This is a genomic window from Meridianimaribacter sp. CL38, from assembly GCF_004328055.1.
Taxonomy (GTDB): Bacteria; Bacteroidota; Bacteroidia; order Flavobacteriales; family Flavobacteriaceae; genus Gaetbulibacter_B; species Gaetbulibacter_B jejuensis.
The window spans coordinates 730693-745625 of record NZ_QKWS01000001.1; the positions used below are offsets into that span (position 1 = coordinate 730693).

General features: G+C 33.0%; 12 protein-coding genes. 4 read left to right on the forward strand and 8 right to left on the reverse strand.

The genetic code is table 11. The annotated features are described in order from the left end of the window. Window positions 1–39: 39 nt before the first annotated feature. Both DMZ43_RS03350 and DMZ43_RS03355 read right to left on the reverse strand, forming a co-directional pair. Window positions 40–1584: a ribonuclease E/G gene (locus DMZ43_RS03350; protein WP_131506212.1), complete on the reverse strand. Its 1545-nt coding sequence runs from the start codon at window positions 1582–1584 to the stop codon at window positions 40–42. Window positions 1585–1906: 322 nt separating this feature from the next. Then, complete coding sequence (locus tag DMZ43_RS03355) at window positions 1907–2197, reverse strand: HU family DNA-binding protein (protein WP_129759568.1); 291 nt, start codon at window positions 2195–2197, stop codon at window positions 1907–1909. Window positions 2198–2330: 133 nt separating this feature from the next. On the opposite strand from DMZ43_RS03355, the gene mutY reads away from it, so the two are divergent. From mutY to gldD, 4 genes are all read left to right on the forward strand, one after another. After that, the gene (gene mutY / locus DMZ43_RS03360; protein WP_131506213.1) at window positions 2331–3377 is read left to right on the forward strand and encodes an A/G-specific adenine glycosylase; all 1047 of its coding nucleotides are present in this window, start codon (window positions 2331–2333) and stop codon (window positions 3375–3377) included. An 82-nt stretch (window positions 3378–3459) separates the two neighbouring features. Continuing rightward, window positions 3460–3903 (forward strand): single-stranded DNA-binding protein, encoded by a 444-nt coding sequence (locus DMZ43_RS03365; RefSeq protein WP_131506214.1) that lies wholly within the window; start codon window positions 3460–3462, stop codon window positions 3901–3903. Between the two features lie 25 nt (window positions 3904–3928). Continuing rightward, window positions 3929–5236, forward strand: a complete 1308-nt coding sequence (locus tag DMZ43_RS03370; RefSeq protein WP_129759571.1) for a gliding motility-associated protein GldE — start codon at window positions 3929–3931, stop codon at window positions 5234–5236. Then, window positions 5236–5811, forward strand: a complete 576-nt coding sequence (gene gldD, locus DMZ43_RS03375) for a gliding motility lipoprotein GldD (protein WP_131506215.1) — start codon at window positions 5236–5238, stop codon at window positions 5809–5811. The genes DMZ43_RS03370 and gldD overlap by 1 nt, the downstream gene beginning before the upstream one ends. A gap of 55 nt (window positions 5812–5866) precedes the next feature. On the opposite strand, the gene DMZ43_RS03380 is transcribed toward gldD, so the two are convergent. The 6 genes from DMZ43_RS03380 to DMZ43_RS03405 all read right to left on the reverse strand — a co-directional run bounded on the left by DMZ43_RS03380 (window position 5867) and on the right by DMZ43_RS03405 (window position 14907). Continuing rightward, window positions 5867–7516, reverse strand: coding sequence for a choice-of-anchor J domain-containing protein (locus tag DMZ43_RS03380; protein WP_131506216.1), 1650 nt, complete (start codon window positions 7514–7516; stop codon window positions 5867–5869). A gap of 12 nt (window positions 7517–7528) precedes the next feature. Continuing rightward, entirely contained in the window at window positions 7529–10093 is a 2565-nt protein-coding gene (locus tag DMZ43_RS03385; protein ID WP_131506217.1) for a TonB-dependent receptor domain-containing protein, read from the reverse strand. A gap of 163 nt (window positions 10094–10256) precedes the next feature. Further along, a complete protein-coding gene (gene pgi / locus DMZ43_RS03390) occupies window positions 10257–11879 on the reverse strand; it encodes a glucose-6-phosphate isomerase (protein WP_131506218.1) in 1623 nt (540 codons plus the stop codon). A 7-nt stretch (window positions 11880–11886) separates the two neighbouring features. Beyond that, window positions 11887–13176, reverse strand: a complete 1290-nt coding sequence (locus DMZ43_RS03395; RefSeq protein WP_131506219.1) for a peptidoglycan DD-metalloendopeptidase family protein — start codon at window positions 13174–13176, stop codon at window positions 11887–11889. 14 nt (window positions 13177–13190) lie between these two features. Further along, complete coding sequence (locus DMZ43_RS03400; protein ID WP_131506220.1) at window positions 13191–14123, reverse strand: tryptophan 2,3-dioxygenase family protein; 933 nt, start codon at window positions 14121–14123, stop codon at window positions 13191–13193. 4 nt (window positions 14124–14127) lie between these two features. After that, window positions 14128–14907 carry a DUF3108 domain-containing protein gene (locus tag DMZ43_RS03405; RefSeq protein ID WP_131506221.1) on the reverse strand — a complete coding sequence of 260 codons (780 nt, stop codon included), beginning with the start codon at window positions 14905–14907 and terminating at the stop codon, window positions 14128–14130. Window positions 14908–14933 lie beyond the last annotated feature (26 nt).

Below are 14933 nucleotides of genomic sequence, written 5' to 3' on the forward strand. Positions count from 1 at the left end.
AAAACCCCTTTCCACGATAGTGAAAAGGGGTTTTAGATATTATTTGATTTCCTTACCATTTTTGTCAAAAAAATGATATTCAAGATATGTGTAAGCATCTCTAGGTAACACTTTTACCCATTTTTTATGTTCCATAAACCATTTTGTTCTAATGGATGGAAAACCTTTAGTTAAAAAGGCTGCTATAAAAGGATGTGTGTTTAAAGTCACCTTTTTATAGTCTTTATTGAAAATCCTTTCAAGGTCTTGTGTAATTTTATTCACAATTTTAATTGGTGCTTCAATTTCGTCACCATTATTACCATTAGGGTTTTCTTCTTTAGTTTTAATATTCCTTTCCGGACGTACACGCTGTCTGGTAATTTGTACTAGCCCAAACTTGCTCGGAGGTAATATCTTATGTTTTGCTTTATCATCTTTCATTTCTTCGCGAAGATGATTGTACAGTGTTTTTCGGTTTTCTGCTTTGTTCATATCAATAAAATCAACTACAATAATTCCTCCCATATCGCGTAAACGCAATTGTCGAGCAATTTCAGATGCTGATATCATATTAACTTCAAGAGCAGTGTCTTCTTGGTTTTTTTCTTTGTTAGATCGATTACCACTGTTTACATCAATAACATGTAGTGCTTCGGTATGTTCAATAACCAAGTAGGCACCTTTTGCCATTGATACTGTGCGTCCAAAAGATGTTTTTATTTGACGTTCTATACCAAATTTTTCAAAAACTGGTACGCCATTTTTGTACATCTTTACTATAGACTCTTTTTTTGGTGCAATTTCTTGCACATAATCTTTAATTTGTACGTACAACTCTTCATCATCCACAACAATACTAGAAAATGAATCATTAAATATATCTCTTAAAATAGAAGAGGCTTTATTCATTTCTCCAAGTACTTTGCTTGGGTGATGTGCTTTGTTAAGTTTTTTACACATTGCTTTCCATCTAGATAGTAAGTTTTGTAAATCTCTATCTAGCTCTGCAACTTTTTGTCCTTCAGCTACAGTACGAACTATAACTCCAAAACCTTTAGGTGTTATACTTTTTACCAATCGTTTTAAACGATCTTTTTCTTCTCTCGATTCAATTTTTTGAGAAATTGAAATTCTATCAGAAAATGGTACTAAAACAATATAACGACCAGCTATGGACAACTCACTACTAATGCGAGGTCCTTTGGTTGAAATTGGTTCTTTTACAATTTGTACTAATATTGATTGATTGGACTTTAAAGCGTTAGTAACGCTTCCGTTTTTATCAATATCTTTTTCAAACTGAAAGTTTTTGAGTAAAAAATCTGTGTGTTTTCCTGTGCTTACACGTTTTACGAATTTTAAAAGTGAAGGTAATTTTGGTCCTAAATCATGATAATGCAAAAATGCATCTTTTTCATAACCTACATTAACAAATGCAGCATTTAAACCAGGAACAACTTTACGTATTTTGGCTATAAACACATCACCAACCGAGAAGTTGTTATCCTCTTCATCTTTATGTAATTCAATAAGTTTTCCATCTTTTAATAAGGCAAAATCAACAATATCTGAACTCGATCTTATAATCAATTCATTCTCCATATTGTAAATTTAAATCCACCATGGTCATAAATGACCACGATAGATGGATTGTACTTTATTTTTTGACACAGGATGTTAAATCCGTTAAATCCATATTTTACGAAGGTAAACGTAAAGTATTATGGATTTTATATCAAAGAACGTTAGTTTTAAAAAATTGAAAAAGTAGCTTAAAAACTACTTTTTCAACTTTATTTCTTTTTGTGTCGATTAGCGCGACGTCTTTTTTTACGCTTGTGCGTAGCTACCTTGTGTCTTTTTCTTTTTTTACCACTTGGCATAAATTGTTGTCTTTTTTAATTAATATTTATTTTATAATGTCTTAGTTAACTTCAACATTTGTCTTTACACCTTCTACAAATACTTTAGCAGGCTTAAATGCTGGTATGTTGTGAGCAGGAATTTTAATTGTTGTATTCTTAGAAATGTTTCTTCCTGTTTTTTCTGCTCTTGTTTTGATAATAAAACTTCCAAAACCTCTTAGGTAAACATTATCACCACCTTCTAATGAGGTTTTTACTTCTTCCATGAATGTCTCTACTGTTGCTTGTACATCTCCTTTTTCAATTCCTAACTTGTCAGAAATTCTAGCTACTATATCAGCTTTAGTCATAGTTATTTAATTTTTGGGTTACTATTAATTATAAGGGATGCAAATATAGGAATTTTAATTTCAATATTTCAAGCCTAATTAATTAAAATTTAACGTTGTAAAGATTTATTTTTGTCAATATTTAGAAATTTAAATGAATTTTAAAGAAATTTTAACTAATTGGTATTCAGTAAATAAGCGCAAACTTCCATGGCGAAAAACCAAAAACCCATATTACATTTGGTTATCGGAAATAATTTTGCAGCAAACCCAAATTAAGCAAGGTTTACCATATTATGAAGCTTTTGTTACTAATTTTCCTACTATTTTCGACTTAGCTAATGCCAGCGAAGAAGAGGTTTTAAAACTATGGCAAGGTTTAGGTTACTACTCTAGAGCCCGAAATCTTCATTTCACTGCAAAATATATTGTAAACGAACTAAATGGGATTTTCCCTAACACATACAAGGAGCTACTTAAATTAAAAGGTGTAGGAGATTATACCGCAAGTGCAATAGCTTCAATTTGTTTTAATGAACCTACTGCTGTTGTAGATGGTAACGTATATCGATTTTTATCTAGACACTATGGTATTGAGACTCCAATAAATACTACCGAAGGCTTTAAAACTTTTAAGGCTTTGGCAACAGAGCTTATTGATACCAATAATCCTGCTGATTTTAACCAAGCCATAATGGAGTTTGGTGCTACACAATGTAAGCCTAAAAACCCTGAGTGTACTCGTTGTCCTTTTAACTCTAGTTGTGAAGCTTTAAAAAATGATACCATTTCTAAACTACCTGTTAAACTCAAGAAAACTAAAGTAAGTAAAAAGCACTTTAACTTTTTGGTGTGTATCTCTTCTGATAAAAAAACTGTTTTCAATAAACGAATAGGTAAAGGAATATGGAAAAACCTTTATCAATTTCCCTTAGTTGAAACTAAATCTAGTTTAAGTGTTGACGATTTTAAAACACATCCTTTGGTTAAAGGTTTTTTTAATGGTCAGCGTTATGACTTTACATTATATAATGAGACTGAAATTATACATAAACTATCGCATCAACATTTACATACTAAATTTTGGATCATTGAAGTTGACACCTTGCCTGAAGAAGGAATTTATATTACTGAGTTACACAATTATCCTACTCCAGTTTTAATAAGTAACTTTTTAAACGATTTTAATTTTCCTGTTTAGTAAAGACTCATATTTTTTTATTACTTTTAAAAAAGTCATTTTAAAATGGCTAATTTTGCTAACTTAAATTTTAATTTTAATTATGTCTGGAACCTTAAATAAAGTAATGCTCATTGGGCATTTGGGAGATGAAGTAAAACTGCATTATTTTGAAGGTGGAAATTGTGTTGGTCGTTTTCCTTTGGCTACTAACGAAACCTACACCAACAAGCAAACTAACGAAAGGGTTACTAATACTGAATGGCATAATATAGTGGTTAGAAATAAAGCTGCTGAAATTTGCGAAAAATATTTAACCAAAGGTGATAGAATTTATGTTGAGGGTCGTATAAAAACCAGAAAGTGGCAAGACGATAAAGGCATGGACAGGTATTCAACCGAAATACAATGTACAGACTTTACATTTTTAACTACTAAAAGTGAATCTCAACAAAACAACCCTACACCTCAACCACAAAAACCACAACCAACTGCCAATAGTAGTTCTGAACCAATGGTTGATGATAATGATGATTTGCCATTTTAATTATGTTTAACCAAATTTTTTAGAATTGGACCCTGAACCCTCGAGTTTAATAATAACATTAATTTCAGTAAACCTTCCGTTAATTTCGGGAATTATTCTGCTTGTAGTTTTGCTAACTTGCTCTGCACTTATCTCTGGAGCCGAAGTTGCTTTTTTCTCTTTAACACGATCTGATATTGATACAGGTTTAGACGAAAAACCTAACACTTTCAATATAATTTCTAACCTTTTGGAACGCCCAAAAAAACTTTTGGCAACCATACTTGTTGCTAACAATTTTATAAACATTGGTATTGTAATCTTGTTTGCTTATTTAGGAGAAAGTTTATTTCATAGCATACAAGTCCCTTGGGTACGTTTTTTATTAGAAGTGGTGGTGATTACCTTTTTAATTTTACTATTTGGTGAAATTCTTCCTAAAATTTATGCGAGCAGAAATAGGGTAAAGTTTTCATCTTTTATGGCTGTTCCTTTGCGCTTTTTAGATGTTGTTTTTACACCTGTGAGTATGCCTATGCGTTTTATTACCATTACTATTCAAAATAGGCTTGGAAAACAAAAATCCAACATTAGTGTAGACCAGCTCTCACAAGCTCTAGAACTCACTAGCGAACAAGACACCACTACCGAAGAACATAAAATATTACAAGGAATCGTTTCTTTTGGAAACACCGACACCAAACAAGTTATGCGACCAAGAATGGATATTTTCGCGCTTAATTCTGAACAGAAATACTCCGAAATTATTCCTGAAATTGTAAAAAATGGATATTCTAGAATTCCTGTTTACAAAGAAAGCATAGATACTGTTGTAGGTATTTTATATGTAAAAGATTTATTGCCATATATTGACCGAAAGCAGTTTGATTGGACCAGTTTGCTACGCGAACCATTTTTTGTTCCTGAGAATAAAAAACTAGATGATTTAATGGTTGAATTTCAAACTAAAAAAGTACATCTTGCAGTTGTAGTTGATGAGTATGGAGGCACATCAGGGTTGGTCTCTTTAGAAGATGTTATTGAAGAAATAGTTGGAGATATTAGTGATGAGTTTGACGATGAAGACCTTATTTACACCATAATTGATGATAAAAACTTTTTGTTTGAAGGTAAAACACCTTTAAAGGATTTTTATAGAATTATCTCGTTAGAAGACGACTCAGACTTTGAAGAGTTTAAAGGAGAAGCTGAAACCGTTGCAGGCTTTGTCCTAGAGATTTCTGGTATATTTCCAAGAGTGAGAAGTAAAATAAATTTCAAAAACTACGTTTTCACTATTGAAGCTCTTGACAAAAAGAGAATAAAACAAGTAAAGTTTACAATATTAGATTAATGAAGAAGCTCATTTTACCTGTCTTAGCAAGTTTATGCATGTCTTGTGGTGATGACCCAGTACCAAAACCTAATGGTTATCTTCGCTTAGATTATCCTGCTGCTGAGTATAAGCGCACAAACACTATTCTTCCGTTTTCATTTGAAAAAAATACACTTTCTGATAGTATTTCTTCAATAAAAATTGACGAGAATAGAAATGCTTATGGTATTGATATAAACTATCCTTCAATGAAAGGAACTATCTATCTTACCTATAAAAAAGTTACCGAAGACAACTTAAACAATTTACTAAGAGATGCTCAAAGTTTAACTCTAAAACATGTTAGTAAAGCTGATGAAATCGTTGAACAGCCTTATGAGAATGAAAAGCAAAGCGTTTTTGGAATGTTTTACGAAGTTGGTGGTAATGCTGCATCGCAATCTCAGTTTTATGTTACTGATAGCATTAATCACTTTTTAACAGGGTCACTTTACTTTTATGCAAAACCTAATTACGACTCCATTTATCCTGCTGCTGTGTATTTAAAAAACGACATTAAGCACATAATGGAAACCATAAAATGGAGACAATAAAATAAAAAAAAACCGCTGAAATGCTTCAGCGGTTTTTTTATAGTGATATATGTTATTATTCGTTCAATATCCACTCACCACCTTCTTTGATAAGGCTTAAAGATTCAACTGCACCACTACCAACATATACATCATAGCTTAATACATATTTTTGACCTTCTTCAGCAGTAGGAGCAATAACATTAGCTAATAAATCTGTTAATACAGTAAACATCATTTCATCACTCCAGCTAGTTCCACCACCAGTTCTGTTAAAGTTACCAAATGATGCTAAGTTACCTGCAGCAGCTTCAAACCCTTCTACTTCAGCATAATTTGTTGCTACGTAAGAGTAATCAGTTCCTGTTAATGTGTATTGAATTGTGTTATCAGGTAGCCACTCAGTACCATCATGTCCAAACTGTAAAGTTGTTTCGATAGTAGATTCGTGACCTGTCCAAACACCGTCAGTTACAGTGTAAAGGTTTCCTCTAATTTGCGCTCCAGTAGAACTTGAGAAATAGTCATAAATAATAAACATTTCTTCATCTTCTTGACCGTAAGGGAAAGTGATTTCCATAAACGCTGGCAAGTAGTTGTTTGGTGATACAGAACTACTAAAGTTATCGTACTGACCTGGTTGACCAGAACCTTCTCCCATTGCATCAAAATCATCAGAACTTAAATAGTATACACCTTCAACAGCTACCCAAGTACCTCCAGAATACATAAAGTATTCTCCTTTAGAGTTAGTGTCTCCTGTTGCACCAAGAGTTTTAATTTTTAAACTTGCAATTCTCCATCTAGCAGCATCACTATCAGTTGACTCATATCTAAATGCAACGTTAATTGTTTCTCCATCATAAGCTGAAAAATCATAATCTTCAGAAGAAGCCATATCTCCTGTTGCTGGGTTAGCTAAAGTAATTTCATCCCAAGTTGCAGTTAAAACATCATCAGTATAATCAGTTGAAACTAAGATCTTGATTAAAGATGTATCTCCAGCGAAATCTAACTCTTGAGTAATTTGGAATTTCAAATCACTTTCTCCTGATAAATCAATTGAAGGCGATACTAACCACTCTTCATTAGCTATTTGAGTTCCAAAATATCCGTTACCTTGAACATATCCTGATTGAGAAGTCCAAACATCATCAGCTCCTGATTCTTCAGCAACAGTCCATCCTTCCATGCTTCCTGCAAAGTTGTAAGCTACTAAGTCAGCTAAACCTACTTCAGGAGTTTCTGTATATTGATCGTATTTAGCTAAAACTATTTGTCCTTCAGTTGGACTAGCTATTTGAGCATCTAATATTGCAGGAATTTCGTTAGTAGCATTTACATTAGGATAAAAACCAAAAGCATCACTACCTGTTGTAGCATAATCAGAATTTGTGAATTCATAAATATCAGCTCCAGTAAAATCACTTACACCTTCAGCATTTCCAACATAAAGGTTGTACCCTACTACTACTGATGAACCATCTCCCCAAAATGGGTATAATCCTGCAAGGAAATCTGGTAACAATTCTCTAGCTTGGTCTTCAGAGTCGAAGCTACCAAAACCTAGTTCAAGATCTTCGTAATCATCATCTGTTAATGTGTATTCTGCATTTCCAACAACTGGGTTGTCAATTGCATCTATCTCATTATTGATGTCTTCCATAGGATTACATCCTACAAAGATGATTCCTACAATTGTTAATAAATAAACTATTCTTTTCATTGTTCTATTTTTTTAAAATTTAAGTTTTGCGCCTACACTAAATGTTCTTCCAAATCCGTAATAAACAAGTGCTGTTTGAGCATTAGAACCTGTTCCGTCTAAAGCATCAGCAATGTATTCAGTATCAAATACGTTGTTTATTCTCGCTGTTAAAGAAGCATCGAACTCTCCAAAAGAGAAACCGTGAGTTAATGCAGCATCAAAAACACCATACGCTGGAACTTCCCATGGATCTGGAGCACCTTCAGTACCTCTATCACTTGGGTCAAAATCAGCATATAAACGATCAAAATAATTATAATCTACTATTAATCTAGTATCAGCACCAAATTTATAGTTAATACCTAAAGCTAAAGTAGTTTGAGCAGCATCTCCTACAGGAGTATCTTCGATATATAAGTCTACTGTATCAACCACTTCTTGCTCTTCATTTAAGATTTGAACACCTGTTACATCTTCTTCCCATCTCCAGTCTCCTAAAGACGCCATACCAGTGATATCTAATTTATCAGTAGCTCTATATACAAAGTCTACCTCAATACCTTGGTGAACAGCGTTAATTCCTAAAATATTAGCAAACCCTGTTTCGTCTTCATTTAATTGGAAACCGATTGTCTCTGTTCTATCTCTCCAAGCTGTTCTGTATAAGTTAACATTTGCAGATAACTTATCACTTCTATATCCATATCCTAACTCAAAACTTAGAATTTTTTGGTTTTCAGCATCCTCATTAATTTCCTCATTGTTAAAGTTAGGGAATACAGCGTCAAAATCGGCAGCTTTTTCAAAGTATCCTAAGTTAACAAATACGTTGTGGTTATCAGTAAGTCTATAGTTAGCACCTCCTTTTGCTCCAAAACCAAAGAAGTTGTAACGATCAGTCTCTCTTAATGGATCGTCTGGAGTGTATAAGAAGTAATCTTTTCTTTTGTAAGAAGTGTTAGACGCGTTTAATGCAATAAATGTGTTGAATTTTTCATTAACGTCATACTCTAACTGAGCAAAAGCTCCAACCCAACCTACAAGACCATCGTTATAGTAAGAAATTTTATCACCTACTCTAGCAATTCCTGTTGGGTTGTTTACGTTATCTTCGTTGATAATGAATTGACCTCCTAATAAATCAGTTACTTCTCTAAAGTGAATACCTTTATAATTTCTAAAGTCTAAACCTCCTAAAAGTACTAAATCATCGTTAAGGTTAGTTTTTAATGTAGAAATAACTCCAAACCAGTTGTGGTCATTACGAGAAGCTCTTAATGCTGCAGTTGAACCGTTAGCTCCAAGAGCAATGTTTTCGTCAATTATTCTGTCGAAATCTAAAGGACCAAACTCTCCTATTCGATAGTCATCACTAGTAAATTTAGATCTACCATCTCCAGCAACTTCACCATCGCTACCAAGAGTTCCTCCTCCTCCTCCAGAGCCAAAAGAAACGTAAGCTGCAGTAGAAAGACTAGTGTTATCATTTATATCCCAATAGTGGTTTAAAGATATTTGTGGTTTGTGGTAAAAGTTATCTTCTATAAAAGCAACTTCTCCATTTTTGTAACCCCAATCAGAGTTGTATTTTTTACCTCTTTCGCTATCTCTATAAGTTGCAATTGTATGACGGTTTTGTCTTTGACCGTGACGTTGTTTAGCTCCAAAAGCTGTGAAAGATAATTTGTGTGCGTCATTAATTTGCTTAGATAAGTTAACAAAATAAGAAACAGCATTAAATTGAGTTCCATCTACATATCCTTCACCATCTGTTTTAGAAGCAGAAACTGTTGCAGCAAAACCGTTATCCATTAAACCAGTAGAATAAGTCACTCCAAATTTCTTGTAACCATCGTTACCTAAAGTTGTGTAAAAATTTCCACCAGCTTCAACATCAGTAGTTTTAGTTAAAATGTTGATAGTTCCACCAACAGAAGGCACAGCTACTCTTGCAGCTCCTAAACCTCTTTGTACTTGCATTGAGCTTGTAACATCAGATAAACCAGCCCAGTTACTCCAGTATACTTGACCATTCTCCATATCGTTTACTGGTACACCATTAATCATTACAGCTACGTTTTCAGACGTAAACCCACGTAAGTTAATACGACCGTCACCAAATCCACCACCAGACTTAGTTGCATATACACCTGGAGTAGATTTTAATACTTCAGGAAATTCTTGAGTTCCTAATTTTAACTCAATGTCAGCAGCCTTAACAGTAGATACAGCAACAGGTGTTTTTCTGTCTACTGCTACAGAAGCAATAATTTGTACTTCTTGTAAACCTACTTCGCTAGATTGTAAAATGATTTCACCTAAATCTTGATTACCATTAAAAGCAATAGTCTTTGTTGTGTAACCAACATAAGTAATAGTAATCTCACCCGAAGATGCTTTAGTTGTAATTGAAAATTCTCCATCAAAGTTTGTTGTTGTTCCGTTTGATGTTCCTTTCTCAATAACATTTGCTCCAGGTAATGGTTCATTCATGTCTGAACCAATAACTTTACCTGTAATAGTGCTTTGTGAAAAAGCAATTGTCGTAAAAAGCATTAGTACGACAATCGATAAAAATTGAGTAATTTTTTTCATACTGAATTATTAAAAAATTTGAATTAGTTTTTTGGCAAAATTACGCATTAAAGGAAATAATATATTACCTAAATGTTAAGAATTAAACCGATAGAAGTTACCTATAATATTGAGGTTATCAGTTATTAACGCCTTTAAACTATCAAGAACTTTTTAACAATTTTTATGTTAAATTTTTGTAGAATTTTAAAAGGTTAAGCGTAGATGCATCGTGTTTATTAACAATTTCTTTTTCGTCAATGTCTTTTAAAATTGCATTTGCCAGTTGCTTACCAAGCTCTACACCAAACTGATCGTAGCTAAAAATGTTCCAAATTACACCTTGAACGAATATTTTATGCTCGTATAATGAAATTAGCTTTCCTAAGCTTTCAGGTGTTAATTGGTTTATTAAAATTGTAGTTGTAGGCTTGTTACCTTCAAATATTTTAAAAGGCACTAATTTTTCAGGAGCACCTTCAGCAATTACTTGTTCTTTTGATTTACCATTTAACAAGGCTTCAGTTTGCGCAATAAAGTTAGATATTAACTTATCTTGATGGTCTTGATTACCGTGTAAAGATTCAGCAAAACCTATAAATTCTGCAGGAATTATTTTTGTACCTTGATGTATTAATTGAAAAAATGCGTGCTGTGAATTAGTTCCTGGTTCTCCCCAAATAATAGTTCCTGTTTGGTAGTTTACAGGTTCTCCGCTTCTGTCAATACTTTTTCCATTACTTTCCATTATACCTTGTTGCAAATAGGTAGCAAACTGGTTTAGGTATTGTGTATAAGGGATAATCGCTTCGGTTTCTACATTAAAAAAGTTATTGTACCACACACTTAGCAAGCCTGCAATTACAGGTATGTTTTTATCAAAGTCTTCAGTCTTGAAATGCTCATCCATTTTATGAGCTCCTTGAAGCAGTTTATCAAAGTTTTCAAAACCAACCGATAAACTAATTGATAGTCCTACAGCACTCCAAAGCGAAAAACGACCACCTACCCAATTCCACATTGGGAAAATATTGTTTTCGTCAATACCAAAAGCTTTTACTTTTTCAATATTTGTAGATACAGCTACAAAATGTTTAGCAACTGCATTATCTGGCGCTTTTTCTAAAAACCATTTTCTAATAGTTGTTGCGTTAGAAAGCGTTTCTTGTGTGGTGAATGTTTTGGACACTATAACAAATAGTGTTGTTTCTGGATTTAAGTTTTTGATAACTTCATTAACATGATCTCCATCTACATTACTTACAAAATGCGTTGTTAAATGATTTTTATAATATGACAAAGAATCGACTACCATTGCAGGACCTAAATCGGAACCACCTATACCAATGTTTACAACATCAGTAAAAGCTTTTCCTGTATATCCTTTTAATTCGGCATTAACAATTTTATTAGTGAAATCTTTAATCTTTTCTTTAACACTATAAATTTCTGGGATAACATTTTCTCCACCTACTAAAACCTCAGCTGTTTTTGGAGCTCTTAAAGCAGTATGAAGTACCGCTCTTCCTTCGGTTTCATTAATGATATCGCCTTCAAAATATTTTGAAATAGCATCTTTTAAATCAACTTCATTAGCTAACTCTAGTAAAAGGTTTAGCGTTTCTTCAGTTATTCTGTTTTTAGAATAGTCTACATAAAAATCTTCCCATTTTATGGTCATTTTATTTGCTCTTTCTGCATCTTGAGCAAACCATTGCTTCATGTGAACATCTTTAACATTGTTAAAATGCTCTTCTAATTTTTTCCAAGATTTTGTAGTTGTAGGGTTGATTGTTTTTAGTGCCATTATATACTTATGATATTATATCGTCCTCTATTGCTAATTCGATTTCAGGTTCTTGTTCTTCAAATAGAATATTATCCAATTGGGTTCTTATTGGTTTTATGTATTCTAAATATCTAACCTTTAAGCTATCAGAAATTGGTTCAGCTTCAGGTAATTTTTCTCTAAAAGGATCTACTTGTTTTCCGTTTTTCCAAAAACGATAACATACGTGTGGTCCTCCAGTATTACCTGTCATTCCTACCCAACCGATAACGTCGCCTTGCTTTACATAGTCACCTACTTTAACTTTTCGTCTGCTCATGTGCAAGTATTGGGTAGAGTAGGTTGCATTATGCCTAATCTTAACATAATTACCATTTCCTCCTTTTCGTCTAGATTCAGTTACAGTACCATTTGCTGTTGCCATAATTTCAGTACCAACAGGAGCAGCAAAGTCTGTTCCTTTGTGAGGTCTAATTTTATAACCGTAATAGGCTATACGTCTTTTTAAATTATAGCGAGAAGACAATCTACCATACTTAACAGGCATTTTTAAAAAGGCTCTTCTTAGGTTTTTGGCTTCTTCGTTAAAGTAATCTTTAATACCTTTAGTAGAATCTGTTTCAAACTGAAATGCGTAAAAAGGCTCTTTGTTATGCTCAAAAAAAGCAGCTTTAATATTATGCACACCTGCATAAATACTGTCATCAATATACTTATCAGTATAAATTACTTTAAACCTGTCTCCTGGTTGTAAGCGTCTAAAATCAATAGTCCAAGCATATATTTCGTCAGCCATTTTAAATGCTAACCTAGGGCTTAAACCTTGCTCTTCTAAAGCTTCTGAAATATTGCTAGAAATAGTTCCTGTAGCAACTTTTTCGACATACTTTATTGGTTTTCGGCTAGTGTAAGCATGAATGGAATCGTGAAAATTCACAACCACATATTCTTCTTTATTAGGTTGATAAATAAAACACCTAGGCGTTTGTATAGAATCTTTAGCACATAACAAGGTGTAGGGTTTTCCTACCTGTAATTTTGTAATATCAAAAGTGTCTTTGGCTCTTTCGGCAATTTGAAAAATTTTAGGGTATCCTAAATTGTTTCTTTCTAAGATAACACCAAAACTATCTCCTGATTTTATGGTATCTCTTTTTACAATATAATCGTTAAGATTAAACCCAAACTCTTTAATTCCTTCAGGTTCAACAAAGGTTTGTAGCGGAGCTTCTTCAATTTTTTCTTTTTCATCATCCTTACATGATAAAATTGAAGTGAAAATTAAAAGTGCTATTAATAATTTTTTTGATTGCATTATTTTGATTGATTTTATACGTCCATTCCCCAATTATCCAATTCTTCTTTGGTCCAAAGTTCAGGAAAAAATATACGTCTTTGATATTTTGGGTGCATGTATTTTTTCCAATCGCTTCCTCCAGTAGCTTCGCCATCACCTGTGCCGCTTTCAATATAGTGTTTTGCAGCGTTGTAATGCGCCATAACCCATGTAACGTTTACAGTGTAATCGTAATGTCTCATTGCCTTAACAAGATCTTCATCTTTTTGATCTTTTTCAGGCAATTCTTTAAAACGCGTCCAAAGGTTTTTGGTATTATAACTTTCCATAAACCTTAAAAACTCATCTTTGTAGCGTTTTTCAAAATTAACTAAAAGTGTTGATTTTTTACCAGTTTTATAATCTTTACCTGCTGCTTGCCAATACAAATGCTCAAAAGCATGTGTGTAAGGTGTATTTCGATCAATAGAGGCTCTAAACCTATAGTCAATTAAATTTATCAATTCGGTTGAAGCAAATTCAACCAATCTGTATTGCGCACTTTGAAAACCACTCGCAGGTGTTAAAGTATATCTAAACTTCATGTACTGTTCTATTTCCATACCTTCTCTCATAATATTGAATGAGGTGGTAAGCATATCAAAATAACGACTTATACGCATTATTTTTCCTTCAAAGAACGTAGCATCTAATTCTTCTTTTTCGGCTACTTGCTGAATTTCCCACAAAATCATTTTAAAGATAAGCTCGTTAATTTGATGATAAGCAATAAACACCATTTCATCTGGTAACGTGGTACGTTGCGTTTGTAGGCTTAAAAGTGCATCGGTTTGAATATAATCCCAATAAGTAATGGGTTTACTGTACAAAAGACCATATAAATGGTCTTCGGTATCTTGATTTATGGCTTTGTACTTCTGTTGAAGTGCTTCTATTATTGTATCGTAATCTTGTTGGTTAGACATGGTATTAATCAAATTGTACTTGAAAGGAGTGCTTTAGTCCTTTAAAAGCTTCTAAGTCTGCTCTTAATGATCCTACAGCTAAATCTGCTTTAATTTTTAATGGTATTTTATTTTCGTCTGCACTTACCCAAAGCGTCAAACTTTCTTGTTCTTTAAACACTCGTCCTGCCATAACGTATGGTCTGAATATTAGTGTTTTTACTTTTCCAAATTCAGTATCTATAGTTTCTCTTCCTAGAAATTTCAATTTAAAATTGAAGTTTTCTTCATCAAAAAACATATTAAGAGAGACCATGTCTCCTTCTTTTATAGATTCGGTTTTATAGTTGTTACGTAAAAAATAAAACGCAGACACCATATCTTGTACATCTTGCTCTGTAGCAATTACTTTTTTGGTATTGTGTTTTTTATTTTCAACATGAGCTTGCCTTTTTTTATGGTCAAAGTCTATTTCAATATCTTTTGTGTGACCACCTTCATCTATTTTTCTTATAAATTTATATGGAAGTCCTGTTTGTTTATCAAAATAGCTTTCATAGCGATCTTTCACTTTAAAAAACCACTTTATAGCTCCAGTTGTCCATCCTTTACCAACTACATGGTATACTTGCTTACCATTGAGGGTAGTTTCATCTACTGTTAATGTTGCGTTACCAGCTTTTAAAAAGCCACTGTAACTCATTCTAAACTTAAACCATTCTCCATCTTGAAATGCAGTTTTCTCTTGAGCAAAAGACGTTTGCATAAAAGACAGGGCAACTATTATAAGTAGTAATTTTTTCATGATCTATACAAGATTGTAAATGTAAC